This window comes from Chthoniobacterales bacterium (assembly GCA_039930045.1).
Classification (GTDB): Bacteria; Verrucomicrobiota; Verrucomicrobiia; order Chthoniobacterales; family DASVRZ01; genus DASVRZ01.
This window is the reverse complement of sequence record JBDSQB010000002.1, coordinates 29,914-50,767: the sequence shown is the minus strand read 5'-3', so window position 1 is coordinate 50,767 and position 20,854 is coordinate 29,914. Positions and strand designations below refer to the sequence as shown.

The following is a 20,854-nucleotide window of genomic DNA, read 5'->3' as shown; positions in this document are numbered from 1 at the left end:
ATTATTGATCGCGAAAATCTGCCGTGTAGGACGTCTTTTTCAGATCCTGCTTTTGAGCGGCAAGTAGGGCAGGGTCAGGTTGCAAATCGAGCAGGCGGGCGACTTTTTTCGCCATGCTGGAAAAGATTGGAGCGGCCACGAGTCCGCCGTAATTCCCATTGGGAACAGTCACGGCATCATCTAACAATACGTAGGCGACAAACGCCGGATCATCTGCTGGCATGAAGCCGCAAAAGCTAACCACATATTTTCCGGAAAGGTAGCCGCCACCAGTTGGATTCACTTTTTGCGCGGTGCCGGTTTTTCCTGCGACGCGAAAACCTTCAACAGCGGCGAGTTCGGCGGTGCCTTTTTTGCTAACCACATCCTTCAACGCATCGACGATACGTTTGGAAGTCGCCTGTGAAATGACGCGCCGCACGGGAACTGGGTCGAACTTGGAAACAACGTGTCCATCTTTAGCGGTAATCTTACTAACCACCTGCGGCATCATCAACGTGCCGCCATTGGCAATCGTAGACATCGCCGAGCATAGTTGAATCGGAGTTACGCAGACGGCTTGTCCCATCGGCACACGGGTGATGGCCACCTTGTCGCCGTTGAAGGGAGGATTGACTTTGCCGCTGATTTCACCGGGAAGATCAATGCCGGTGCGATCGCCAAAACCGAAGCGTCTAACATAGTCGTAGAAACGTTGCTCGCCTAGTTGCAAAGCTAGTTTAGCCACGCCGACATTGCTGGATTTCATGAGGATTTCATGAACAGTCATGTCACCATACGGATGGTGGTCGCGAAGGACGCGTCCGGCGTAATTGAAGTGACCAGCCTCGCAATAGATTCTCGTGTCGTCGTTGACAATGCCTTCCTCGAAAGCAGCGGAAGTCGCCACGATCTTGAAAGTCGAACCTGGCTCAACCATGTCCAACACGGCGTGATTTTTCGTCACCTCGGGCGGCGCATTGTTAGCATCGTTGTTGTCGAACATCGGCCACGAGGCCATGGCTAGGACCGCGCCGGTTTGCGGCTTCATGATGATGATTGTCGCACCCTTTGGCTTGTATTTTGCACAAGCGGCTTTGAGCTCCGATTCAGCGATGGCTTGCAAGCCGAGATTGATCGTTGTCTGGACGGTATAACCATCCTGCGCGGGACGTTCCTGGCCGCGATAAAGAAGGATTTCCTTGCCAGTCCGATCGCGCTCGGTGAAGCGGTAGCCATCGTGCTGCTGGAGATAGGTGTCCATGCTTTTTTCTATGCCTGAAATTCCATTGTGATCGTGGTCGAGATAGCCCAAAACGTGACAGAGCATGTCGCCGTTGGGATAGACGCGCTTGAAATCCTCGATGAAATAAATGCCGCGCAGATTCTTCCTGGCCAGCTCAGTTTGGAGATTCGAGGCGGTGATTTGATCGACTTCTTTTTTGAGGATGATGAAGCGCCGGTCTGTTAGGAGTTTGGCATATACCTCCTCCTCGGAAAGGCCCAGGGTTTGGGCGACAATTTGGGCGGTTTCCGCAGCTTGCGCGAGAGCCTTTGGAGTCTTGACCGACTCGGGATTGAGGATGTGCGAGGCGTCGGCATAAACGGTCTGGACGGAGACATTTTCCGCGAGCGTTTCGTAGTTCGCGTCCACGATCTGTCCGCGTTGGGCATAGACAGGTTTTTTGATAATGTGCTTCGCGTCCGCCAGCGCGGCATACTCATCGTGCTGGTTGACTTGGAGGTGAATCAGACGGGCGGAAAAGCCGCTGAATAACACGACCAAGCCGATGCAAACGATGATTGCTCGCGAGCGGCAACTCTTCATTTTTGGGCCAGCGTTTTACTGGAGGTTAGTGCGTCGGCGATCGTGGCGGGCTGCGCTCCCGAGGCGTTCAGACGCACGATTTGCATCGGATCGATTTCGACGAGTTTGATGAAGCCGCTGTTCAACTGCTTTTGCAGAGCAGAGCGCGATGTAAGTGCGGTCACTTGCGAACTGAAGGCGCGGTTTTGCTCGGTGAGGTCGCGAAGCTGGCGCTCCAGGAGGCGGCGTTGCTCACCAAACGCGATGGTCTGGTTTTTGATGGAAACGTAACTCAGACCTAACACACTCAGGCCGATGAAAACCATCAGCCACCAGAAGAAGGTGGCGATGCGAACGGTGTTAACATTTTTCCGACGATTGCGAGACATGGGATTGTGGCTTTCTAAATTTTTTGCACGGCCCGCAGTCTGGCACTGCGCGCGCGCGGGTTGCTGGAGAGTTCGCTAGTACTAGCGGTGATGCTTTTGCGGTTGATAGGCTGATAAACGTGGGCGGGATTGGGACGCGGTGCCGCCCATTCGGGCCGATCCAGCGTGGCTTGGCTGCGGGCACGGAAATCTTGTTTCACCAGCCGGTCCTCCAGAGAATGGAAGGTGATGACGGCAAACCGCGCGCCTTTATTCAGCGGCGCAGGAGCGTTGTTGAGGATGGCTTCCAAGGCACCGAGTTCGTCGTTCACCGCAATGCGCAGCGCCTGGAAAATCTGCGTCGCAGGATGCCGTTTTCCCCGACGCGGGAGAATGGATTCCACGGCTGCGGCAAGTTGCGCTGTGGTGGAAAATGGCTGCGTCTGGCGAATCTCGACGAGGTGTTTCGCGATACGAACCGAACTTGGCTCCTCGCCGTATTTTCGGAAAATCCGGATGAGTTCCTCCACATCGGCGGTGTTCACTAAATCGGCGGCCGTCATTGGAGCCGATTGGTCCATGCGCATGTCGAGAGGCCCGTCGGATTGGAAGCTGAAGCCGCGGCTGGCGGTGTCGAGTTGATGCGATGAAACTCCGATGTCGAGGAGGAGTCCGTCGATTTTTCCGATGCCCAAGTCGTTCAGCACCGTCCGCAGATCGCGGAAATTCGCCCGCACCGGATGGAATGCCTCACCGAAATTTCGCAGCCGCTCGCTCGCGTGCGCCAATGCAGTTGCATCCTGATCGAGGCCGATCACATGCGCCCCCGCGCGCAGGAGAGACTCAGAATGTCCGCCGCCGCCCAAGGTCCCATCGACGAATAATTCACCCGGCTGCGGCGCAAGCGCGGTCAGCACTTCCTCCGCGAGAACGGGGACGTGATGAAATCCTGCGGCGTCTTGGGGTGAGGAATCCACGGTTTTTTCGGATTGAAAGCTGGTAGCCAGAACGTCAGGGGTGGAAAACAAGTCCTCCGAGGCACCCAAACGCACCGGGTCACAGCCCAATGCTATCGGCCACTTCGCAGTAAACATTTTGTTTCTCCTCGATTGTCTTTTGCCAACGCTCTGGATTCCAAATTTCAAAACGCACAAGCCCGCCCGCCAGCACCACGTCCTGAAGGAGACCCACGCGCGCGCAATAGTCCTCGGGCAGCAGCATTCTTCCCTGGCGGTCAACCGTGGTCGGCTGGGCTTGCGAGTAAAAATTCCGCAAAAAGATCCGCTTCCGGCCCTCCTCCATGTCCGCCTTTTCGATCTTCTGGCCAATCGCCTTAAACTCCTCCGGCGGCATGATGATGAGATACTGATTTTGCTGATCTGGGATCACATAGAGATCCTCCGACTCCGCCCGACGCCACTTCGAGGGAACCGTCACCCGACCCTTTGGGTCGATCGCGTGACGAAACTCGCCAGCGTAAACAGGTGTGGGTGTGAAGGTGGTTTCCATGGAAGTGCTGGAGGAATCGAGCTTTTTTGCCCCATTTCGCTCCACATCGCCCCCTTTTTTGCCACCAAAGGGCTATTCGGGTCAAACAAAATCGCTGTTCCGAGAAAACATTCTGAGAATTTTGGCCGTTCAGACCGGATCGAGCGGTACTTTCTGGTTGTTCCGGACGTTCACCATCACGGCGAATGTGCTGAAAACATCGGCTCCAGTGGTGGCGTTTTCCGCCCAGACGAGCACTTTGCAGGAAGTCGTCGCCCTCGATTCGACTTGGCTATAAATCTTGATGATGTGCCCCTGCGAAACGGGCGTGGTGAAATCAAACTGCCCAAAAAGCTTCGTCACAAAGGTCGCGTTTGGGAAAAGCAAAGCAGCGGCGTTGTAAGCCATGTCGTCGGCCCATTTCATCATATTTCCGCCGAAAACCGTGCCGGAATGATTCAAATATTCAGGCCGGATCAGGAGAGTTTTTTCGTGGCGAATGCCCAGCATAAGAATGTAAGTCGGATCACCGCAGGTAGCGCAAAAGGTGTTCGCCCAGCAGCGGCGGGAAGTCGAGACGTTTCTTGCGGGTGTGAGTTTCCAAAAAATGAGCCGCCGCCGACTGCAACTCCGTCCAGCGGCTCCAAGGCAAAGTCGGCGCGGCCACGATCTGTCGGAGCAGGCTGTGCCATTCGAGTTGCGCCCGCTCGATGTCGCCGGGCCGCAGGGCCAGCGTGAGGAGTTTGCTGCGATTGGTGCCCGGCGTGGACAGTTCGCGCATCACGTCGCCTGCGCCGTCGCCAAAGCCGACGGGCACACCAAACTCCAGATAACCCGGGAACTCCATTCGGTCGTAAGTCTGCGAGGAAACAAAACCGAGACGTCCACCATAAGGCGAATCGTCGCCCGCGAAACGATGTCCGGCGCGAATGTTCGCCACATCGAAAATGAGATCCTCGATGGCGTAATCTGGTTTCTCCAGCGCCGCCGCAATTGTCAGTCCTTCGCCATGGGAAAAATAACTGAAAATCTGTCCGCGTTGAGTCGGAGTGCCATCGGGCGCGATCAAGCTGAGCTTGCGCCAGGCCATGGCGGGGGAATTTGTCGGATCAATCGACTCGCAGTCGGATTTATGCGGACAAGTCTGGCAAATCGCTGGCCATTCGCGCCGCGTCGGCGGGTCGATGAGAACTTTGCCGTGACTGTCGAGAAATCCAGTGACAGGCGAATGGGCGAAGGAAAATTGGGCGACGACGAGGTTGCCACGGAGCACAGGCGGCTGCGGCTGGCCAGTGGACAACTTGGAGACGAATGGCCAGACCGTTTCGTGAAACGCCCGCTCATCGAAGCGCCGCGTCTCGCGCAAGCCGCTCTCCCGCAGGAGCTTGCGCACCGGCTGCGTCGGCTGGTAAACGTCGTCAACCACAGTGGCAACAGTGATCTCGCGTCCATAGGTTTTCACGGGACCGGCAGTGAGTTTGCAAAGATTGCCAGTGCCGAGTTGGGCAAAAATCTCCGGCTGCGACAGCGCGGGAAACCAGCGTTCGCCCCGCCGCACCAGCGCCCGGTCGAGTGTGAATCCACTGGAACTCGGCTGGATTTCCCATTCGCCCTGGCTGTTCAACATTTCCACGTCGAAACGCCGGACGAGCCGCGCCCTCTCGGCGTCGGTTCGCAGGCCACAGGGGATCGTTTTCCAGTCGAGTCCGATCTCGAAGCCGGTGCGGACTTCGTTCGTGCTGAAGAGTTTTTTCGTGAGCTCAATCGCGGCGCGACATGGATCGTCGCCGTGCTCCACCGCCGCCTCCATCACGCTGATAAATGACGGCCAATCGATGCTGTTGGGTCGGCGCACGCGTTGCGGACGCGCGTCGAACAGCCGCGGCAAATCGGGCGTGGCGAGGACGTAACCTTTTTCATCAAGTCCACGGCGACCGGCGCGTCCGAACATTTGCAAAAGCTCATCGGACCGCAACTCCATCGTGTGGTGGCCCGACTGGTAACTCGTGCCTGTAACCATGACGCTGCGTACGGAAAAATTGATGCCCGCCGCGAGTCCGGTCGTGGAAACGATCACCCGCAGATGACCGCGTTTTGCGAGCGGTTCGATCAAACCCGCGCGCACCGCGTAGGAAAGTCCGCTGTGATGCCAGGCGACGCGATTGGTCAGGAGTTTGGTGAGTTGCTCGCCGGCGAGTTGCATTTGTTCGTGGGAAAGGGGCAGCGGATCGGGTGCCGGAAGCGCATTGGCAATGGCAATGGCGAGTTCCTCTGCGGTCTTGCGACGCGGCGCGAAAATGAGCAGCGGCGAAAGCTGGTTGCCAATCGCGCGCGCCACCAGCTTTGGCCAGTAGCCGCTGATGTTCGCTGAAATTGGCGAGCGCAGATCGTGCGCCATGATTTCCTCCAGCGGCACGGGGCGTTCGTCGGTGCGAACGAGAGCCGCCTTCCGGTCCAGACGCTCCAGCCAGGCGACGACGCTCTGGGGGTTTTCGACGCTGCCGCTGAGCATGAGCAACTGCGTTTCCGGCGGGGCGAGCGCGATGCAAAGCTCGTAATTCACCCCGCGCTGCGAGTCGCTCAGGAGCTGATATTCGTCGATCACGAGCAGCCGCGGACCGCGTCGCTGGAGAAATGCCGCCTTCTGCGTTTCCAAGGTCGCGACGATCACTTTGGCCTGCAAATTTTCCGAAATATCGCCCGTCGCGATGCCGACATCCCAGCCACGGGCGCGCCATTCGGCCAGCTTGTCATTGGCCAGTGCGCGGGTCGGAACGGTGAAAATGGCCTGTCCGCGCAACGTCGGATAGAGCATTTCGAAGACGAACGTCTTCCCCGCGCCCGTCGGTGCATGGACCACCACATCGCTGCCATCGCGCAACAACCGCACCGCCTCCTGCTGCCAGAGATCGGGCAGCGCCAGACCGATCTCCAATCCATGCATTCCGCAATGAACGGAGTTATGTCACCAATGCAAGCTGCTACGAGAGGAGTTCCAGCGCCCTGTCGATTTCGGCGTCCGTGTTGTAGAAGTGAGGGCTGACACGCAGGTAGTCCCGTCCGTTGCGATCAAAGCGATGGGACGCGATGACGTTGTTTTCCGTCAGCTTGTCGAAGAACGGCTTCGTCGCCTTCTCCGAGTGGCGGAAGGTCACAATCCCACTCCGCTCCGGGCCGCTCATCGGGCTCAGAACTTCAAAACCCAGCTCCGTCACCCCGTCGGCGATCCGCTGGCGCAGATGGAGAATGCGTTCGCTGATCGTCGAAATTTCACAGTCGAGTAGCATTTCAATCGCCGCCAGCATTCCGTAGATGCCGGGCGTATTTAGCACGCCGGGCTCGTAGCGTTGGGCTGAATCGACGAACCGAATTTCCGCCTGCGTGATGAATTGCGGAGACTGGATATTCCACGCTCCGAGTAGGGTCGGGCGCAGCTTCTCGAAGTGCTCGCGCTTCACATAAACGATGCCCGCCGCCATCGGGCCGAGCAGCCATTTGTGGGCGTCGGCGCTCAGAAAATCCACATGCTCCACCGTCGTCGGAAACGCCCCGAGCGTCTGGATGGCATCCAGGGAAAAAAGCATGCCGCGCTCGTGCAGCATTTTTCCAATCGAGTTGTGGTCGATTCGGTAGCCGGTGAGGAAATTGCACGAGGCCAGCGCCACCAGTTTCGTGCGCGGCGTGAGCGCGGCAGAGACGAGTTCCATCGTAATCTCGCCCATTTTTTCCGGCTTCAGATAAACCAATTTCACCCCGAGTCGCTCCAGCGCCAGCCACGGGTAAACATTCGCCGGATAATCGTCCTGATAACACACCACCTCGTCGCCCGGCGCCCAGTCGAGTCCGTTGGCAAAAAGACTCAGCCCCAGCGACGTCGGACCGAGGAGCGCGATCTCATCCGGCTGCGCGCCGATCAGCGTGGCGCAGGCTTTTCGCGTCTGCGCAATCACCCGCAGCACCGACTCAAACTCCTGCTGGTGCGTAGTGCTTTGCCGCGTGTAATCGATCATCGCATCGGCCACGCATTGCGGCAGCGCCGTCACCGCCGCGTGAGCGAGAAAAATGTGTTCGCGGGCAATCGGAAACTGCGCCAGCCGTGTTGGTTCATCCGTCCAGAGATTCATGGTTTTGCGTCGTGTGGAGCTTGAATGGTGAATTCCTTCACCACCATTTTTTCCTTCGTCACCGGGTCCACATAGGTGGCCTGGTCGAATTTGAAAGTCGGTTCCGGCGGCGTGGGCACAATCCATTGCGGCGGAATCACCGGCCCGTCCTTGATTAGCCAAAAGATGCCCGCGTGCACCGCGATCACGCCGAGAAACAGCAAAAACCAGCCCTTGCGAGTCACGGCTCCAGCTACGATTTCCGGGCGCGCTGACCTTCCTTGATCAACTCCCATGGCACGGTCGTTTCGATCCCACTTTCGTCCTCATTCATCGGCAGCTTGGAGCGAAATAGGAAGTCGCGGATGGTGTTTTTGTGCAGCACGCGATGGATCACGATTCCCTCGGGACACTTGCTGAAATAGAGGCGGTAATCGGTCGCGCGATAGCGATAATACGTCTTCCCATCGCGTTTCACCGTGGTGAACCGGGCCTTGTCCAGTTTGTCCAGATCGGCTGGCAGCAGTTGAAATTCCGCGAGCAGATCGAGCTGCGTGAGCTTGGGGATTTCCGCCATCTCTGCGGCGCTGATTTCATTGAAAATAATCTGGAACATCGGGTGAAAAAGCTACGGATTCAGGAAGAGGCGCGGGACGCGTTTGCTAATGCTGGTGAGGATTTCCCACGGGATAGTGTCGGCGAGTTGGGCGATCTCGCCAGCCAAAATATGCGTGCCGAATAGCTCCACCTCGTCGCCGAGTGCGGCGGTCGAATCCGTCACATCCACCATGATTTGATCCATCGTCACACGACCCAAAACCGGGCAACGCTGGCCGCGAATCCAGACGCTTGCGCCCCGATTCGAGAGCCGTCGTTGGTAGCCGTCGGCGTAGCCCGCCGATAAGGTTGCAACTCGCGTCGGGCGGCTGGTCAGAAAGCTGCGGCCATAGCTAATGCCGTGTCCGGCGGGCAGCGTGCGGATGAGCGTGATGCGGCTTTTCAGAGTCATCACAGGCTGGAGTTTGAGCTGAAACTCCGGCATGGGCGACACGCCATAAAGCATGAGCCCGGCGCGCACGAATTGCCCAGCGTGCGTGGGGAAATTGATGATCCCGGCGCTGTTCAGCACATGGGAGTTAGGTTCGTTTCTCACCAGCGCCTCGTAGTCGCCGAGCTGGGAAAGGGTGAAGCCTTCATCCTCGTCCGCCGACGGCAAATGCGTCGCCACGGCCTCGATTTTCAACTGCGGCAGCGTGCGGATTTTCTCCAGCGCGGACGGCCATTCGTCTGGCAAGAACCCGAGCCGTCCCATGCCCGTGTCGAGCGCGAGATGAACGCGCGTCGGGCCGACTGTGGACAATTTAGCAAACGATTCCGCCTCCTCCACGCTGGAAATCGCTGGCATAAAACCGTGGCGCACCACCAGTTCGCGCTCCTCGGGCAGCGTCGCGCCGAGCAGCAAAATCTCCGCGTCCGACAGCACCGCGCGCACATCCAGCGCCTCGGTCACATTCGCCACGCCGAAATGCTCCACCGATTGCCCGAGTGTGGATAAAATGCCGCCCAACCCGTGGCCGTAAGCGTCGGCCTTCACGATCGCCATGATGTTCGCGCCCGGTCCGATCTGAGCGCGGATCGCGGCCAGATTATGTCGCAGCGCCGCCAGATCGATTTCCGCCCAGCAACGATGTGGGACCGGGGTGGTGATGGAAAAATCGGGCATCCGCTGAATTATATCTGACTCGGCTCGTTTTCGGCAATCGCTTCCTCGGCGATCCGGCGTTTCCATTCGGCCCAGAGCAGCCAGAGCAGGCCGGCGAGAATGGCGGCATCGCGGAGAAACAGCAGCGCGTAATTCGAGGTCGCCAGCGCCTGGCCGAAGCAGCCGCAATGGATATTCAACCCGCGCAGCCATGCCGCAAAGAGCGCCTGCAAAAACGCCAGCATCAGCAAAAGTAGGATGCGAATCGCGCCCGACTTCCACACGCCGCTGACCAGCGCGACGCCGGAAAAAATCTCCAGCCACGGCAGATAAAACGCCCCGGCGACCGCACCCGTCCAGGGCAGAAGCTGGTAATTTGCGATGTCGTCGGCGAACGTCGCTGGGTCGAGCGCCTTCAGCACGCCCGCGAAAACGAAGAGCCCGCCAAGCAGCCAGCGCAGTCCGATTTCGATGGAACTCGTCCCTACTTTTTCGTCTTCCATGATTGCCAGCCTCCTTTCAAAACGAACACTTTCTCCGCGCCGAGTTCCTTCCGCAATCTCGCCGCCACTTGGTGACTCGCATTGCACTCGAGCGAATCGCAATACACCACGATCGTCTGCTCCGGCTGAAACTGGACCGCCAGCGGCAGCAGATTCCAGCGTTCCTCGTTCAGCGAAATCGCCCCCGGAATGTGCTCCCGCGCATAGGCCGCGTCCGACCGCGCATCGACCCAGATCACATTGGAAGTCGCCTGTGCCGACGCTAGCGTGACTTCATCTTTCGCCAGCGTTTCCCGCGACCAGGCGGGGCGTTTCGGATGAAAAACCGCCGCCGTCAACGCGGGCAAAGCCGCCAGCAACACGATGGCCAGCGCCTGCAGCCAGGGGGAATTTTTCACTGCACCTGGAGCTGCGAATAGACCACGCGCGGATTGTCCGCCGGGCTGTCGGTCGTCACGATGAGCAGGCCAAACGCCTTCGCGTCCGTCTTCACCGGAGTCACCGCGATATTGTAGGCCGCGCCCTCTTTCGCCGAGTCGAGCTTGGCTGTGAAAAACGCATTCGAGCAACGCACATCCGTCACTTTGATCTTGTAGCCGGGCTTCGCTTTCACACTAAAAATCTGCGCTTCGGGAGTCGCGCCCACCTTCCAAATGAGCAGCGCCGCCGACGTTTCCACCGGATCGGGAATCTCCACATTGAGCTCCAATTCGACTGGCTTTTCCTTGGGGTCGTCGGTCGTCACCGTGATCGTTTTCTGCTGCGCGCCGACCCGGCTACCGATGTCGAAATGGGCCGTGATCTGCCCCGATTCACCGGGCGCATAAGTCTTTTTGTCGAGCTTCGCCGTGGTGCAGCCGCAGGAGGTTTTCGTCTCGGTGATGGCTACGCTTTTCTTCGAGTCGTTCTTAAATGGAAAAACGCCGGTCGCCGTTTTGTCGCCGACCTGCGCGTCGATCTTCACGCTCGTCGTGGTCCAGGTGAGCCCGGCGAACGCCGAAAACGCGGGCAAAAGGAGGAGTGAAAGGAAAATGAGGAGACGTTTCACGCAGGACAATTAGCGCAGGGTGAAAGGCAAGTCCATCGTCGCGCTGTGTTGATCAGGGGCGGGCCAGGACGTGACGACGCGCGATGCGGCGCAGAAAAGTGCGTCCCCTCCTGGCACTCGCGAGCGTGGCTGCCACATCCGCACCAGAGGCGAGTTCCAAGATGATGCCGCCCCGGAAGTTTCCAGTATCCAGTGAGTGCAGAATCATTTCCCAATCCAAGCGGCCATCTCCGGGCGGTAAATGATCGTCGCAATGGCCATGGTTGTCATGGGCGTGAACCATTTTCAGATGCCCCGCCAGCTTGTGCAGAACGGACTGCAAGTCGCCTGAAAGTGCGGCGTGTCCCGTGTCGAGGCAGGCTCCGATGTTAATACCTTCCAGCGCATCGAGAATCCAAAGGACGTCGCTGGTGTTTCCAAAAAGAAGATGCGGCAATTTGTTTTCCAGCAAACAGCCGATTCCCACCGAACGGCACCGCTCGGCGACTTGGTTCAGGGCCTCTACGGTGTGCATCATGCGGTCATAGCGCTCCTGATTATCCGGGATGCCGGCGGACTCGGGTCCGGGGTGAATGACGAAATAGTGAACCTGGAGAATGGCCGCGGCTTCGATGGCGCAAAAGATCTCATCGAGCGCGCGCTGGCGGTCGCCTTTGTCGAAGGTGGAGAGATCGATGTGGTTCGCGAAAGGAGCGTGAAACGAGTAGGCCTCCATGCCTAGCTCGTCGATCCGGGCGGCGGCGCGATGGACGAGTTCGTGATTGTGATAATCCAGATGCTCGGGTGAAAAGCAGACTTCGATCATGCTGAAACCGCTTTCGCGGATTGGCACGAGGCAATCAAAGATGCTGATGTGATGAAATGAGCCTGTTGAAAGGCCGATGGGCCATGTAGCCATAGTTCCTCCTGGTTAGTGCGGATTGTCGAAAGTGCGCGAGATTTGCCGGACAGTCAGTCACGGGGCAGCCCTTTTCCTCCTTGGTCGACTGGCAATTGAAATCGACCATATCATCATGCCGCACCATGAAAAGACCCGCAAAAAGCCGCGTGTAAAAATCGGCCCGCATCGCTGGGTCGTAGTTGGTCCATAAGTCGGCCCAGCCGTGGTCTCGAGCAAACTTGGAAGTGATCAATCCCGCAATGTGCCGCGGGTGCCAGCCGAGGGCGAGCAGGGTGCGCACGACCAGCCGCATTCCCCAAGGGCGCAGGAGCAGATCGTTGGGCTGGGTGAGGACCAGGCGCACACAGGCGGGCACAGCATCGAGTGGAAAAAAATCGTATGTCTGTGCCCACATTTCCGCCGGATGAGGAATGTGGGAATAATACCAGTCGTGGAAACGCCTCACCTCGGAGCCGAGATAACTCTCTACCAGATGCTCCATGCCGACGCTTTGCTCAGGAATGAACGTCGCCGTTTCTTCCGCCAGCTTTTGAGTCGCCTCGATATTTCGCATGGTCTGGAGTTGTTCCCCGAGAGGATTGCCTCGCACTGGAATAAAGAAAAACGGGCGCATGGCTTCCAAGGTTTCCGGTTCAAACAACCAAGGCTGCTGCCACGGCTTCCAGTAAACACTAAAGGGCGTGCGAATCGTGCGACTGACGAGCGGATCGCCATATTCCGAGATATCAATGGAGACCATCTCGCGGCCATGTTCGCCGGGGCCGACTTCGAGAGCGGTGAGTTCCACGGGCAGGGCACATTCCCTCGCAGATTCATCTTTGATCATATGCGCCAAGCCTTCCATGACGAGCCCCAGCCCGGCGAAGGCGCTCTTCAAATGCCGCGGAATCGACTCGCACTCGGCCGAAAATTTTCTCACATGCTGCGGTGGGGAAACGATGCCTCCGACATCGATCAGCTGGGAGAAAACAGGCGAGTTCCGGAGGATTCTCCACGAGTAATGATGGCCGCGTCCACTAAGGATGTGCAAGGCTGAATGTGGCTGGCCGCCAGCAAACGATCCACCGCCGCGATGACCGGAGCTTGGATAAAAAAAGCACGCTCCTGATGCAGATAAACCTGAGCTGGGAAATCGAAATTCACATACTCGATGTCGAGATGCGCAATCAGTGAATCCGTGTCCCACAGCGAACGAGCGATTTCCATTCCCTGTTGCAGGCAGGCCGATAAATCGGAGACCGGGCGCGGTGTCTTTCCAAACTGAGCGGCATCGCCAGCAATGAGGAACGCAGCGGTCGGAGGTTTGCCACCGAGAAATTCGCCGATGCGGTCGCGCACAGCCGGAGTTTCATAATAGTTCGCGAGATCGTGCGCATGCATGGCCGGAGTTAGAGGCACCTCCTGTTTCTAGGATCGTCCCCTTTGAAAAATAGGCTCACCCTCGGTTGTCTAAAACTGGGCGTAGATTGCCCTCTCTAACCCGGATGGAATTTTTGACCGGCCAGTAATACGGAGACCGTCACGGGCACCAGTCCGCGCCGCTGCAGATCGCTCAGGATGGCTGGCACAGCCAGGACAGTGGAAGGTTCTCCCACATGCATCAGCAGGATGGCACCGCTTAGTTTCGCGTCTGTTAGATGCGTGATTCGGGCAATGAGATAGTCCGAAGATTTCGGCGGATCGACCGAATCCAGACTATCGAATGTCCAGTAGATCGAGATGTAACCGAGTTGGTGCGCGATGCTTAAAACCCGCGCATTCCTTGCACCGTAAGGCGCGCGCCAGAGATGGAGCGTCTGCGGTTTTGCAACCGCGTTTAAGGCCATGCCCGTTCGCAAAATCTCGGAGCGAATCTCCTCGTCTTTCAATTGAGTTAGATCGCGATGGTTCCAAGTGTGATTCGCCAGTTCATGGCCAGCCCTCAGCAATGCGGCGACATGGTCCGGATGCGCCTGCATCCATTGGCCGGTCAGGAAAAACGTGCAACGCACCCGGCCCAGAGCCTCCAGCAAATCCGCGAACCCCGCATCTTCACCTCCCGCATCGAAAGTCAGCGCCAACTCATGCAACCCGCGTGGGCCGCGCTCGATTTCTTGCACCACCGCTGGCTCCCGGGGAACACGTTGCGCCAGCGGCAAAACCGTTAGGTAAAATCCGTTGGAAAGGAGAAAGCTGGCCAGCAGTGCCAGCGGGATTTTCATTGGAGCGACACCGGTTCGCCCTCCATCCATGGCCAGGGATCTTGGCTGCAAACTTCCTGGTGACAGTTCCTCACAGGAGCGAAACCGACCTTCAGATGCCGCAGGCGTTTCTGCAAAATCGCGGCACACCAAGTCGTCAGCTCCCAGCCCATCTGCGGATCGTTCTCGCAAAGAGCTCTCAGCGGAGTCGCGTAGCAAAAAATCGCCTCCACGTCCGACGCCGCTTTTGCGTCCGACTGCCATCGATATGGCTCAAACATCCAGGAATATCCCAACACCTCGCCCGGTCCCAGCGTTTCGATGAGCTGATCTTCTCCCGGTCCAAAATACCCCAGATCGATGTAGCCGTTTTCAATGATATAGAACCGGTCCGCGCCCTCGTTTTCACGAAAAATGATTTCCCCTTTTTTGAACCGGGTCCTCATTGCGAAACGGCGCGCCGCCTCTTTGGTGGCGAGCGATAACGTGCTGAGCGCAGGCAGCATTAGGAACACTGAATCGGGGGAGGTCATGGGAGTATTCTATTGGGGGAGAATACTAACTTAACTCCGCCGCACGCATTTAGGCTCCCCTTCTTTTGGCAGAAACCAGCCGCAGGTTGTCCTTGGCTCTGAAACTTTTTCGCGCTCGCCGCGTTAGCCCAGAAGCAAACGCTCGCGCAACAAATTCAGCGCGGTCTGGGTGACGAGAAACTTAAACGTCTCCCGGTCCGTCGGGAAAAAGTGACGCGTGACTTCCACTCCATTCGCGTCGGCGAGGCCGATGAAAACCGTCCCGACCGGCTTCGCTTCCGAGCCGCCGCCGGGTCCGGCGATGCCGGTAGTGGACAAAGCGAAATCACTTCCCGAAACCTGGCGTGCTCCGGCGGCCATCGCGGCGGCGACGGGTTCGCTGACCGCGCCGTGGTCCAGAATCAATTGGAAGTCGATTCCGAGCGTGGCGGCTTTGATTTCGTTCGCGTAAGTCACGTAACCCGCGCCGAAGATTTCCGAGGCGCCTGGCACGTTGGTGAGACGATGCGCCAGGAATCCGCCGGTGCAGGATTCGGCGGTGGCCACGCTTTGTTTTTTCGCGCGGAGGAGTTCCACCACGGTCTGCTCCATCGTGCCGTCGTCGTGAGCGTAAATGTTAGACCCGAGTTCCATTTCAATGATCCGATTGGCGGCCTCGACGACCTCGGCGGCACCGACCAATCTCACATCGACCTCGCCCGAGCGGGCGCAGTAGCCGAGTTCGAGTCCATTCAGGGACAGCAACTGCGGGCCGACCTTTTGCTCAACCATCGATTCGCCCATTCCGACGATGCGATGGATGCGGCAGACGTTTTGATTTTCACTGGGAAAAAGCTCGCGCAATATAGGTGCGACTCGCTCGTTGAACATCGGCTTTAACTCGCGTGGCGGGCCCGGCAGAAAAAACACATGCGGGTTGCGTTCCGATGCGGGCAGATGGAGGCCGGGCGCCGTGCCCCAGTCGTTCAGGATCGGATACACGCCGACCGGCACGAGCGCTTGCAGGGCGATACGCTCCGTCATGGGAATGGCGCGCCGCTCAAAACGCCGCTGGATCATTCCCATAATTTCGTCATTGCGAACTAACTCCGCTCCTAACATTTCTGCTAACAAATCGCGGGTAATATCATCCGTCGTCGGGCCGAGCCCGCCGGTGACAAAAACTGCATCCGGTCGTCGTGCAAATGCTTCCTCCAGACTGTGCCGAATCGCGTCGCCGTCGGGAATGGCTAGTTGACGTTCGATGCGGAAGCCGAGGCCGAAAAGTTTCTCGCCGAGGAAGGCGAGATGCGTGTTCACCACCTGGCCGAGCAGAAGCTCCGAGCCGGTGTTAATGACCTCGGCGATCATTCCGCGCCGGGGTATTTGCGCCCCGACTTGCGGTCGAGCGCGGCCAGCCAGTCGAGGATGCGCGTCTGCATGTCGATGTCGTTCTGCCGCTCGTAGATGAAGAGCAGATTCGCCAATATCCTCACCAAAATGTGCAGGTTCGTCGCGGTGGCGAAATGCGACGGCTCGATCTCCAGATTTTGCCGGTCGAGAATCTCTCGGCAATCGGCCAGCGAAAGGATTTTTCCCTGGTGAAATGGATCGAAAAAAACCTCGCGATGCCGCGCGATAAAGTGCCCCGGAAGATTGACGCCTTCGACTAACATCCCGGCGCGCTGGGCGACTAACATATAGAGCACACTCAGCGTGATCGGGATGCCGGAGCGCGTGTCGATTACCGTCGGCAAAAAGCTGTTTCTCGGATTGTAATAGTCGTCCGCATTGCCGCGAAACGAGAGGTGCTCCGACATGAATTTACTAAGAATTTCCACGCGCTCGCGGTCGGAAATGGCGCTTTCCAGTAGGAGCCGCACCTGACGGCCCCAGCTATCCAGCTTGGCCCGATACGACTTGGAGTCGAATCCAGGAATCATCGCGGCCGAGAGCAGCCAAGCGGCGGGTTCGATGCCATTGGCTTCGTCGAAATGTCGGCAAAAAGAAGCAAACTCGCCGCAGGCCTGTTGCTTCTCGATTTCCGCAATCATCTCGCTCACATGCAGCGAGACTTTTTCATCATCCGACTCCAGCAAATCGCGCAGGTCGCCGAGAATCGCCGGACCGCTCGTCGTGAGTTGCTCCTTAATCAGATCGACCGTGGCTGGATCGTCGTCGCGGAGCAGTCGAATAAGGGCGTCGCGTTGTTCAAACATGGGAGGGAAAAAGTCTAGCCGGGTTCGATTTCCACACTCTCCACTTCGCCCGGCTGACAGGCAATCACGAGTCGCATCGGACGACAGCAAACCGTGCAATCCTCGATCATATCCACGTCGCCCTGGGACGTATCGACCATGGTGAAAAACGACTCGAAACAAAACGGACACGTGATCTCCGTTTCGACGAGCAGGTTCATAGCACCGTTGGTTCGGGCTCGTCGATTTTGAGGCGAGGCGCGTCGTTCCAGAGCGTCTCGAGGTCGTAGAAATCGCGCTTCGACTCGTGGAAAATGTGCACAATCACCTGGATGTAATCGAGGATCATCCACTGGCTCGCCGGATAGCCGTCCACGGCGAGCGGAGTTACATTGTAATCATCGCGCAAGCCCTCGCGGATCGAACCGGCGATAGCCTTCAAATGCGGGTCGGCCGTGCCCGAGCAAACGACAAAGAAATCGGTAAAAGTCGAGATGCCGCGCAAGTCGAGAACGACGAGGTCCTCAGCTTTTTTATCGGCGGCGAGGCGGGCGCAAATGCGGGCGAGTTCTTCGGAGGTGAGTTTAATGGGAATGGGGTTGGTAGAGGTGATGCCGGCGAATGAGGTCGTCCACTGGCGGTGTTACTAAATAGCGAATCGAAAGTCCCTTGGCAACCCGGTTTCGGATGTCCGAGGCCGAGATGTCGTAGCGGCGGAAGATCTGCGGAAAGGGGATCGTGCCCGACGCCGCGCCGCGATCCAGCACGACCAGAGTCACGAGCGATTTCAACTCCTCGATGCGGTGCCAGGTGTCGAGTTTTTCGAGATTGTCGTAGCCGATGAAGTAGAAGAGCTCCGCGTCGGGAAATTTCTTCCGGTAATGCAGCACCGTGTCGTAGGTGAAGGACGGCCCGGCGAGCTCCAACTCGTAGGGGTCGGCCAGGATTCCCGCCTCGCCGTCGATGGAAGCGAGGATCATCTCCCAGCGAATCGCCGACGGAGTGGGGGAGGTTTCCAGCTTGTGCGGCGAGATCGCTGCGGGAATGAAAATGATCGAGTCGAGTTCCATTTCTTCCAGCGCCGTCCGAGCCAGAATCAAATGGCCGTGATGAATGGGATCAAAAGTGCCGCCGTAGAGTCCGATTTTCATGAGGCTAGTAGAGCAAATAAGCGCTGCGTTCACTGCGGAATCGCCGCAGATACGGTTCCCAGCCCGCCGCGATCTTTTGCGGACTCACGCCCGCTTCGATCTGGTGACGGATGGTTTTGCCTCCGCAGGATTTGTAGAAAAGATCGAGCGCCTCGCCTCCAGTGCGGGCAAAAATACTCCGGCTCCCTGCCGTTTTGTTCATATACGACAACATAAACATCGAAGTCGCGCAGAGATCCGTCGTCGTGTGCGGCGCGATGCGGATGCGCACTCCGTTACAACCCTTAAACCCGCTCACCGGCGCAAACTCCACCCCCGGCGTGTCGAGGCTGTTCAAGTAACTGGCAAAACTTCCGCCATTCATCCAGCTCGTCGCCATGATCTCGAACGGCTCACTCGTATTAATCCCCAACTCCGGCGGGCTCAGCTCCCCGATCAAGCCCGTCAGCACATAGTAAAACGGCGACATCGCGCGCGGCACATTCGGCGACGTCTGCACCCAGCGCAGCCCGGTGTCGGGCCAAGTCATCGAACGGCTCCAGCCCCGCATTCTCACAATTTTGAGGCTGCACTTTGGCCCCATCCAGCCCCGCGCATTGCTCATCTGCGCCAGCTCACCGGTCGTCATTCCGTGGACATACGGCACGGGAAATTGCCCAATGAACGAGATCCATTCCTTCTCCATGCCGGGGCCTTCCACGCGGTTGCCACCGAGCGGATTCGGTCGGTCGAGCACGATAAATTCGATCCCATTTTCCGCGGCTGCCTGCATACATTTCCCCATCGTCGAGATATAGGTGTAACTCCGGCAGCCAATGTCCTGCATGTCGAAGACCAGGGTGTCGATCCCCTTCAACATCCCCGGCGACGGCTTGCGATTCGGCCCATAGAGCGAGTAAGCCGGAAGTCCGGTCAGCGAATCGATCCTCGAGGTAATATATTTCCCCGCGCCCTCCGTGCCATCGAGCCCGTGCTCGGGGGTAAACAATGCTACCAGCTTCACGCCGTCGGCGTTTTTGAGAATCTTCCGCGTTTTCACCCCCGACGAGTTGACTCCGGTCTGATTCGTTACGAGCCCCACGCGGCGGCCCTGCAACAGATCGAAATGATTCGCCTCCAGCACATCGATCCCCAGCATCACCTCGGCTTGAGCGGGAAAAACGAGGGCGGCCAGCGCCAGGAAAATCGAGAAAACACAGCGCGTCCACATGGCGCGACGATAAAAGCAACGCCGCCGCCCGGTCAACTCTCCGGGCCCAGTTTTCCATCCGAGTTGCATTCGACTCGCTCGCTGCAGCCCAGGCGCGCGCCGTCAAGTTACAATCTTGTAATATTTTGTATGGACTCTCCCTAAATTATAGGACTAAAAAGGACTAACACGTTCCTCGATGATCCTCCCACGACTCGACCGTTACGAACTCAAGTTCCTCATCAAGCAAGAGGAAAAATCCCGCTTGCTCGATGAAATGAGCGCCTGTTTGCGCCCCGATATGACGGGCGGCAGCAGTTTTTACCCGATCGTCTCGCTCTACTACGACACTCCCCAGCGGGATTTCTATTGGGAGAAACACGAGGGACTTCGCAGCCGCCGCAAAGTGCGCGTGCGCGTCTATGGCAGCGAGGACAGCGGCATACCGCCCACGACTTTCATCGAGGTGAAACACAAGCACGAGGGACGCGGTGTGAAACGACGGGCGCAACTTCCGCTCGAATCCGCAATGGCCATCGGCCGGGGCGAAATGCCCGATTGCAACCTGTCTTACGGCGAGCAAAAGGTGGCGCGAGAGGTCGTTTCCATGGTGCAAAATCGCCAGATCGCCCCCGTCTGTGTGCTGCGTTACGAGCGCCAGGCCTTTGCCGGGCTGGAAGACGAGACGGGCTTGCGTGTGACCTTCGACACCGGCATCACCTACCGGATGAATGAACTGGAACCCGTGCCTGACGACCGCCGCTTCACCCAGCGCATTCTCGACGACGACCACGCCATCATGGAGGTCAAAGTCTGGGGCGTAGTTCCCTACTGGCTGAGCGTTGTGCTCGGTCGCCACGGCTGCATGGCGCGGAGTTTCAGCAAATACTGCAGCGCACTGGAAGCCAGCGACCCCGTTTTGCAACAGCAACGCTCGCCCCTGCGCGCGGCCCGCACACCGCTGGCACCGGGTCTCTCCCTTCCTAATCTATCATGAACGAATTCAACGAATTTTTCCAAGACGCACTGGCTCTTGGACAGGACATCCCCACCTCGATGGAGGTCGTCTTTGCCATGGCGCTCAGCTTTATTCTCGCACTGACGATCTCTGTTACCTACCGCCACACCTTCCGCGGCACCACCTATTCGCAAGACTACGTTCACACCCTCATCCTCCTCACCGTCGTCGTTTCTGTGATCGTCATGGTCGTTCGGGGAAACGCCGCCGTCGCCGTGGGCATGTTCGCCGCCTTCTCCATCATCCGCTTCCGTTGCGCCGTGCCGCAGGCCCGCGACATCGGCTTCATCTTCTTCGCCATGGCCATGGGCATGGGCGTCGGAGCGCGCCAATATGGCGTCGCTGTCCTCACCACAGCCGTCATCTGCGCCGCGGTGTATCTCATGTCGAAATACAACTGGTTTGCCGTCGTCCGCCCGACCCATTCACTGCGCATCCGCGTCACCAACGACATCGACTACGACGCCGCTTTTGCTGCTGTCTTCGAGCGTTCCCTCGACCAGATCGAGCTGCGTTCCATTGAATCCATCCAGGCCGGCATGATGACCGAACTCCGCTACGGCATCCGGCTGCGGCCCGGCATCTCCCCCGGCTCCCTCGTTTCCACCTTGCAGGAAATCAACGGCAACAACCGCGTCCTCCTCACCACCAACAAATCCGAAAGCATGGTCCTGGAATCCGAAACCTAGTCCGAAACCTAGTCAAAC

At 58.2% G+C, this 20,854-nt stretch carries 26 protein-coding genes; 2 read left to right on the top strand and 24 right to left on the bottom strand.

Annotation, left to right across the window (positions count from 1 at the left end; all coding sequences use genetic code 11):
* Position 1: 1 nt before the first annotated feature.
* The 24 genes from ABIT76_00470 to ABIT76_00355 form a co-directional block, all read right to left on the bottom strand.
* Positions 2-1,807 carry a penicillin-binding protein 2 gene (locus ABIT76_00470; GenBank protein ID MEO7931608.1) on the bottom strand — a complete coding sequence of 602 codons (1,806 nt, stop codon included), beginning with the start codon at positions 1,805-1,807 and terminating at the stop codon, positions 2-4.
* Complete coding sequence (locus ABIT76_00465; protein MEO7931607.1) at positions 1,804-2,175, bottom strand: hypothetical protein; 372 nt, start codon at positions 2,173-2,175, stop codon at positions 1,804-1,806. The genes ABIT76_00470 and ABIT76_00465 overlap by 4 nt, the downstream gene beginning before the upstream one ends.
* Positions 2,176-2,189: 14 nt before the next feature.
* A complete protein-coding gene (gene rsmH, locus ABIT76_00460; GenBank protein MEO7931606.1) occupies positions 2,190-3,131 on the bottom strand; it encodes a 16S rRNA (cytosine(1402)-N(4))-methyltransferase RsmH in 942 nt (313 codons plus the stop codon).
* A gap of 79 nt (positions 3,132-3,210) precedes the next feature.
* The gene (locus ABIT76_00455; protein MEO7931605.1) at positions 3,211-3,663 is read right to left on the bottom strand and encodes a hypothetical protein; all 453 of its coding nucleotides are present in this window, start codon (positions 3,661-3,663) and stop codon (positions 3,211-3,213) included.
* A 129-nt stretch (positions 3,664-3,792) separates the two neighbouring features.
* Positions 3,793-4,152, bottom strand: a complete 360-nt coding sequence (locus ABIT76_00450) for an acyl-CoA thioesterase (protein MEO7931604.1) — start codon at positions 4,150-4,152, stop codon at positions 3,793-3,795.
* Between the two features lie 16 nt (positions 4,153-4,168).
* Positions 4,169-6,586 carry a DEAD/DEAH box helicase gene (locus ABIT76_00445; GenBank protein MEO7931603.1) on the bottom strand — a complete coding sequence of 806 codons (2,418 nt, stop codon included), beginning with the start codon at positions 6,584-6,586 and terminating at the stop codon, positions 4,169-4,171.
* 37 nt (positions 6,587-6,623) lie between these two features.
* Complete coding sequence (locus ABIT76_00440; GenBank protein ID MEO7931602.1) at positions 6,624-7,766, bottom strand: aminotransferase class V-fold PLP-dependent enzyme; 1,143 nt, start codon at positions 7,764-7,766, stop codon at positions 6,624-6,626.
* Positions 7,763-7,990 (bottom strand): hypothetical protein, encoded by a 228-nt coding sequence (locus ABIT76_00435; GenBank protein MEO7931601.1) that lies wholly within the window; start codon positions 7,988-7,990, stop codon positions 7,763-7,765. Before ABIT76_00435 ends, ABIT76_00440 begins: the two co-directional genes overlap by 4 nt.
* Positions 7,991-7,998: 8 nt before the next feature.
* Positions 7,999-8,361: a hypothetical protein gene (locus tag ABIT76_00430; protein MEO7931600.1), complete on the bottom strand. Its 363-nt coding sequence runs from the start codon at positions 8,359-8,361 to the stop codon at positions 7,999-8,001.
* A gap of 12 nt (positions 8,362-8,373) precedes the next feature.
* Positions 8,374-9,468 (bottom strand): alanine racemase, encoded by a 1,095-nt coding sequence (gene alr / locus ABIT76_00425; GenBank protein MEO7931599.1) that lies wholly within the window; start codon positions 9,466-9,468, stop codon positions 8,374-8,376.
* 8 nt (positions 9,469-9,476) lie between these two features.
* On the bottom strand, positions 9,477-9,950 hold the full coding sequence (locus ABIT76_00420) for a MauE/DoxX family redox-associated membrane protein (GenBank protein MEO7931598.1): 474 nt from the start codon (positions 9,948-9,950) through the stop codon (positions 9,477-9,479).
* A complete protein-coding gene (locus ABIT76_00415) occupies positions 9,932-10,348 on the bottom strand; it encodes a rhodanese-like domain-containing protein (GenBank protein ID MEO7931597.1) in 417 nt (138 codons plus the stop codon). Before ABIT76_00415 ends, ABIT76_00420 begins: the two co-directional genes overlap by 19 nt.
* Complete coding sequence (locus ABIT76_00410) at positions 10,345-10,998, bottom strand: DUF1573 domain-containing protein (GenBank protein MEO7931596.1); 654 nt, start codon at positions 10,996-10,998, stop codon at positions 10,345-10,347. The genes ABIT76_00415 and ABIT76_00410 overlap by 4 nt, the downstream gene beginning before the upstream one ends.
* Before the next feature lie 52 nt (positions 10,999-11,050).
* Positions 11,051-11,830, bottom strand: a complete 780-nt coding sequence (locus ABIT76_00405) for a sugar phosphate isomerase/epimerase family protein (GenBank protein ID MEO7931595.1) — start codon at positions 11,828-11,830, stop codon at positions 11,051-11,053.
* Positions 11,831-11,837: 7 nt separating this feature from the next.
* Complete coding sequence (locus ABIT76_00400; protein ID MEO7931594.1) at positions 11,838-12,818, bottom strand: hypothetical protein; 981 nt, start codon at positions 12,816-12,818, stop codon at positions 11,838-11,840.
* A 35-nt stretch (positions 12,819-12,853) separates the two neighbouring features.
* The gene (locus ABIT76_00395; GenBank protein MEO7931593.1) at positions 12,854-13,279 is read right to left on the bottom strand and encodes a hypothetical protein; all 426 of its coding nucleotides are present in this window, start codon (positions 13,277-13,279) and stop codon (positions 12,854-12,856) included.
* Between the two features lie 95 nt (positions 13,280-13,374).
* Entirely contained in the window at positions 13,375-14,100 is a 726-nt protein-coding gene (locus ABIT76_00390) for a polysaccharide deacetylase family protein (protein MEO7931592.1), read from the bottom strand.
* Positions 14,097-14,612, bottom strand: a complete 516-nt coding sequence (locus tag ABIT76_00385) for a Crp/Fnr family transcriptional regulator (GenBank protein ID MEO7931591.1) — start codon at positions 14,610-14,612, stop codon at positions 14,097-14,099. The genes ABIT76_00390 and ABIT76_00385 overlap by 4 nt, the downstream gene beginning before the upstream one ends.
* A gap of 123 nt (positions 14,613-14,735) precedes the next feature.
* Positions 14,736-15,962 (bottom strand): competence/damage-inducible protein A, encoded by a 1,227-nt coding sequence (locus ABIT76_00380; protein ID MEO7931590.1) that lies wholly within the window; start codon positions 15,960-15,962, stop codon positions 14,736-14,738.
* A complete protein-coding gene (locus ABIT76_00375; protein ID MEO7931589.1) occupies positions 15,959-16,810 on the bottom strand; it encodes a transglutaminase-like domain-containing protein in 852 nt (283 codons plus the stop codon). The genes ABIT76_00380 and ABIT76_00375 overlap by 4 nt, the downstream gene beginning before the upstream one ends.
* Positions 16,811-16,824: 14 nt before the next feature.
* Positions 16,825-17,010, bottom strand: a complete 186-nt coding sequence (locus ABIT76_00370) for a CPXCG motif-containing cysteine-rich protein (GenBank protein MEO7931588.1) — start codon at positions 17,008-17,010, stop codon at positions 16,825-16,827.
* Positions 17,007-17,348, bottom strand: a complete 342-nt coding sequence (gene rsfS / locus ABIT76_00365) for a ribosome silencing factor (protein ID MEO7931587.1) — start codon at positions 17,346-17,348, stop codon at positions 17,007-17,009. The genes ABIT76_00370 and rsfS overlap by 4 nt, the downstream gene beginning before the upstream one ends.
* A 25-nt stretch (positions 17,349-17,373) precedes the next feature.
* Complete coding sequence (gene nadD, locus ABIT76_00360) at positions 17,374-17,940, bottom strand: nicotinate (nicotinamide) nucleotide adenylyltransferase (protein MEO7931586.1); 567 nt, start codon at positions 17,938-17,940, stop codon at positions 17,374-17,376.
* A gap of 4 nt (positions 17,941-17,944) precedes the next feature.
* Positions 17,945-19,150 (bottom strand): DUF1343 domain-containing protein, encoded by a 1,206-nt coding sequence (locus ABIT76_00355; GenBank protein MEO7931585.1) that lies wholly within the window; start codon positions 19,148-19,150, stop codon positions 17,945-17,947.
* 178 nt (positions 19,151-19,328) lie between these two features.
* Between ABIT76_00355 and ABIT76_00350 the strand changes: the two genes are divergently transcribed.
* Both ABIT76_00350 and ABIT76_00345 read left to right on the top strand, forming a co-directional pair.
* A complete protein-coding gene (locus tag ABIT76_00350; GenBank protein ID MEO7931584.1) occupies positions 19,329-20,126 on the top strand; it encodes a polyphosphate polymerase domain-containing protein in 798 nt (265 codons plus the stop codon).
* Positions 20,123-20,836, top strand: a complete 714-nt coding sequence (locus ABIT76_00345; protein MEO7931583.1) for a DUF4956 domain-containing protein — start codon at positions 20,123-20,125, stop codon at positions 20,834-20,836. The genes ABIT76_00350 and ABIT76_00345 overlap by 4 nt, the downstream gene beginning before the upstream one ends.
* The last annotated feature ends 18 nt before the right edge of the window (positions 20,837-20,854 follow it).

Coding starts and splice junctions, on each gene's coding strand:
- ABIT76_00470 (MEO7931608.1), bottom strand. CDS start 1,807: ATGAAGAGTTGCCGCTCGCGAGCAATCATCGTTTGCATCGGCTTGGTC.
- ABIT76_00465 (MEO7931607.1), bottom strand. CDS start 2,175: ATGTCTCGCAATCGTCGGAAAAATGTTAACACCGTTCGCATCGCCACC.
- ABIT76_00455 (MEO7931605.1), bottom strand. CDS start 3,663: ATGGAAACCACCTTCACACCCACACCTGTTTACGCTGGCGAGTTTCGT.
- ABIT76_00450 (MEO7931604.1), bottom strand. CDS start 4,152: ATGCTGGGCATTCGCCACGAAAAAACTCTCCTGATCCGGCCTGAATAT.
- ABIT76_00445 (MEO7931603.1), bottom strand. CDS start 6,586: ATGCATGGATTGGAGATCGGTCTGGCGCTGCCCGATCTCTGGCAGCAG.
- ABIT76_00440 (MEO7931602.1), bottom strand. CDS start 7,766: ATGAATCTCTGGACGGATGAACCAACACGGCTGGCGCAGTTTCCGATT.
- ABIT76_00430 (MEO7931600.1), bottom strand. CDS start 8,361: ATGTTCCAGATTATTTTCAATGAAATCAGCGCCGCAGAGATGGCGGAA.
- alr (MEO7931599.1), bottom strand. CDS start 9,468: ATGCCCGATTTTTCCATCACCACCCCGGTCCCACATCGTTGCTGGGCG.
- ABIT76_00420 (MEO7931598.1), bottom strand. CDS start 9,950: ATGGAAGACGAAAAAGTAGGGACGAGTTCCATCGAAATCGGACTGCGC.
- ABIT76_00395 (MEO7931593.1), bottom strand. CDS start 13,279: ATGCATGCGCACGATCTCGCGAACTATTATGAAACTCCGGCTGTGCGC.
- ABIT76_00390 (MEO7931592.1), bottom strand. CDS start 14,100: ATGAAAATCCCGCTGGCACTGCTGGCCAGCTTTCTCCTTTCCAACGGA.
- ABIT76_00385 (MEO7931591.1), bottom strand. CDS start 14,612: ATGACCTCCCCCGATTCAGTGTTCCTAATGCTGCCTGCGCTCAGCACG.
- ABIT76_00380 (MEO7931590.1), bottom strand. CDS start 15,962: ATGATCGCCGAGGTCATTAACACCGGCTCGGAGCTTCTGCTCGGCCAG.
- ABIT76_00375 (MEO7931589.1), bottom strand. CDS start 16,810: ATGTTTGAACAACGCGACGCCCTTATTCGACTGCTCCGCGACGACGAT.
- ABIT76_00370 (MEO7931588.1), bottom strand. CDS start 17,010: ATGAACCTGCTCGTCGAAACGGAGATCACGTGTCCGTTTTGTTTCGAG.
- nadD (MEO7931586.1), bottom strand. CDS start 17,940: ATGAAAATCGGACTCTACGGCGGCACTTTTGATCCCATTCATCACGGC.
- ABIT76_00355 (MEO7931585.1), bottom strand. CDS start 19,150: ATGTGGACGCGCTGTGTTTTCTCGATTTTCCTGGCGCTGGCCGCCCTC.
- ABIT76_00350 (MEO7931584.1), top strand. CDS start 19,329: ATGATCCTCCCACGACTCGACCGTTACGAACTCAAGTTCCTCATCAAG.
- ABIT76_00345 (MEO7931583.1), top strand. CDS start 20,123: ATGAACGAATTCAACGAATTTTTCCAAGACGCACTGGCTCTTGGACAG.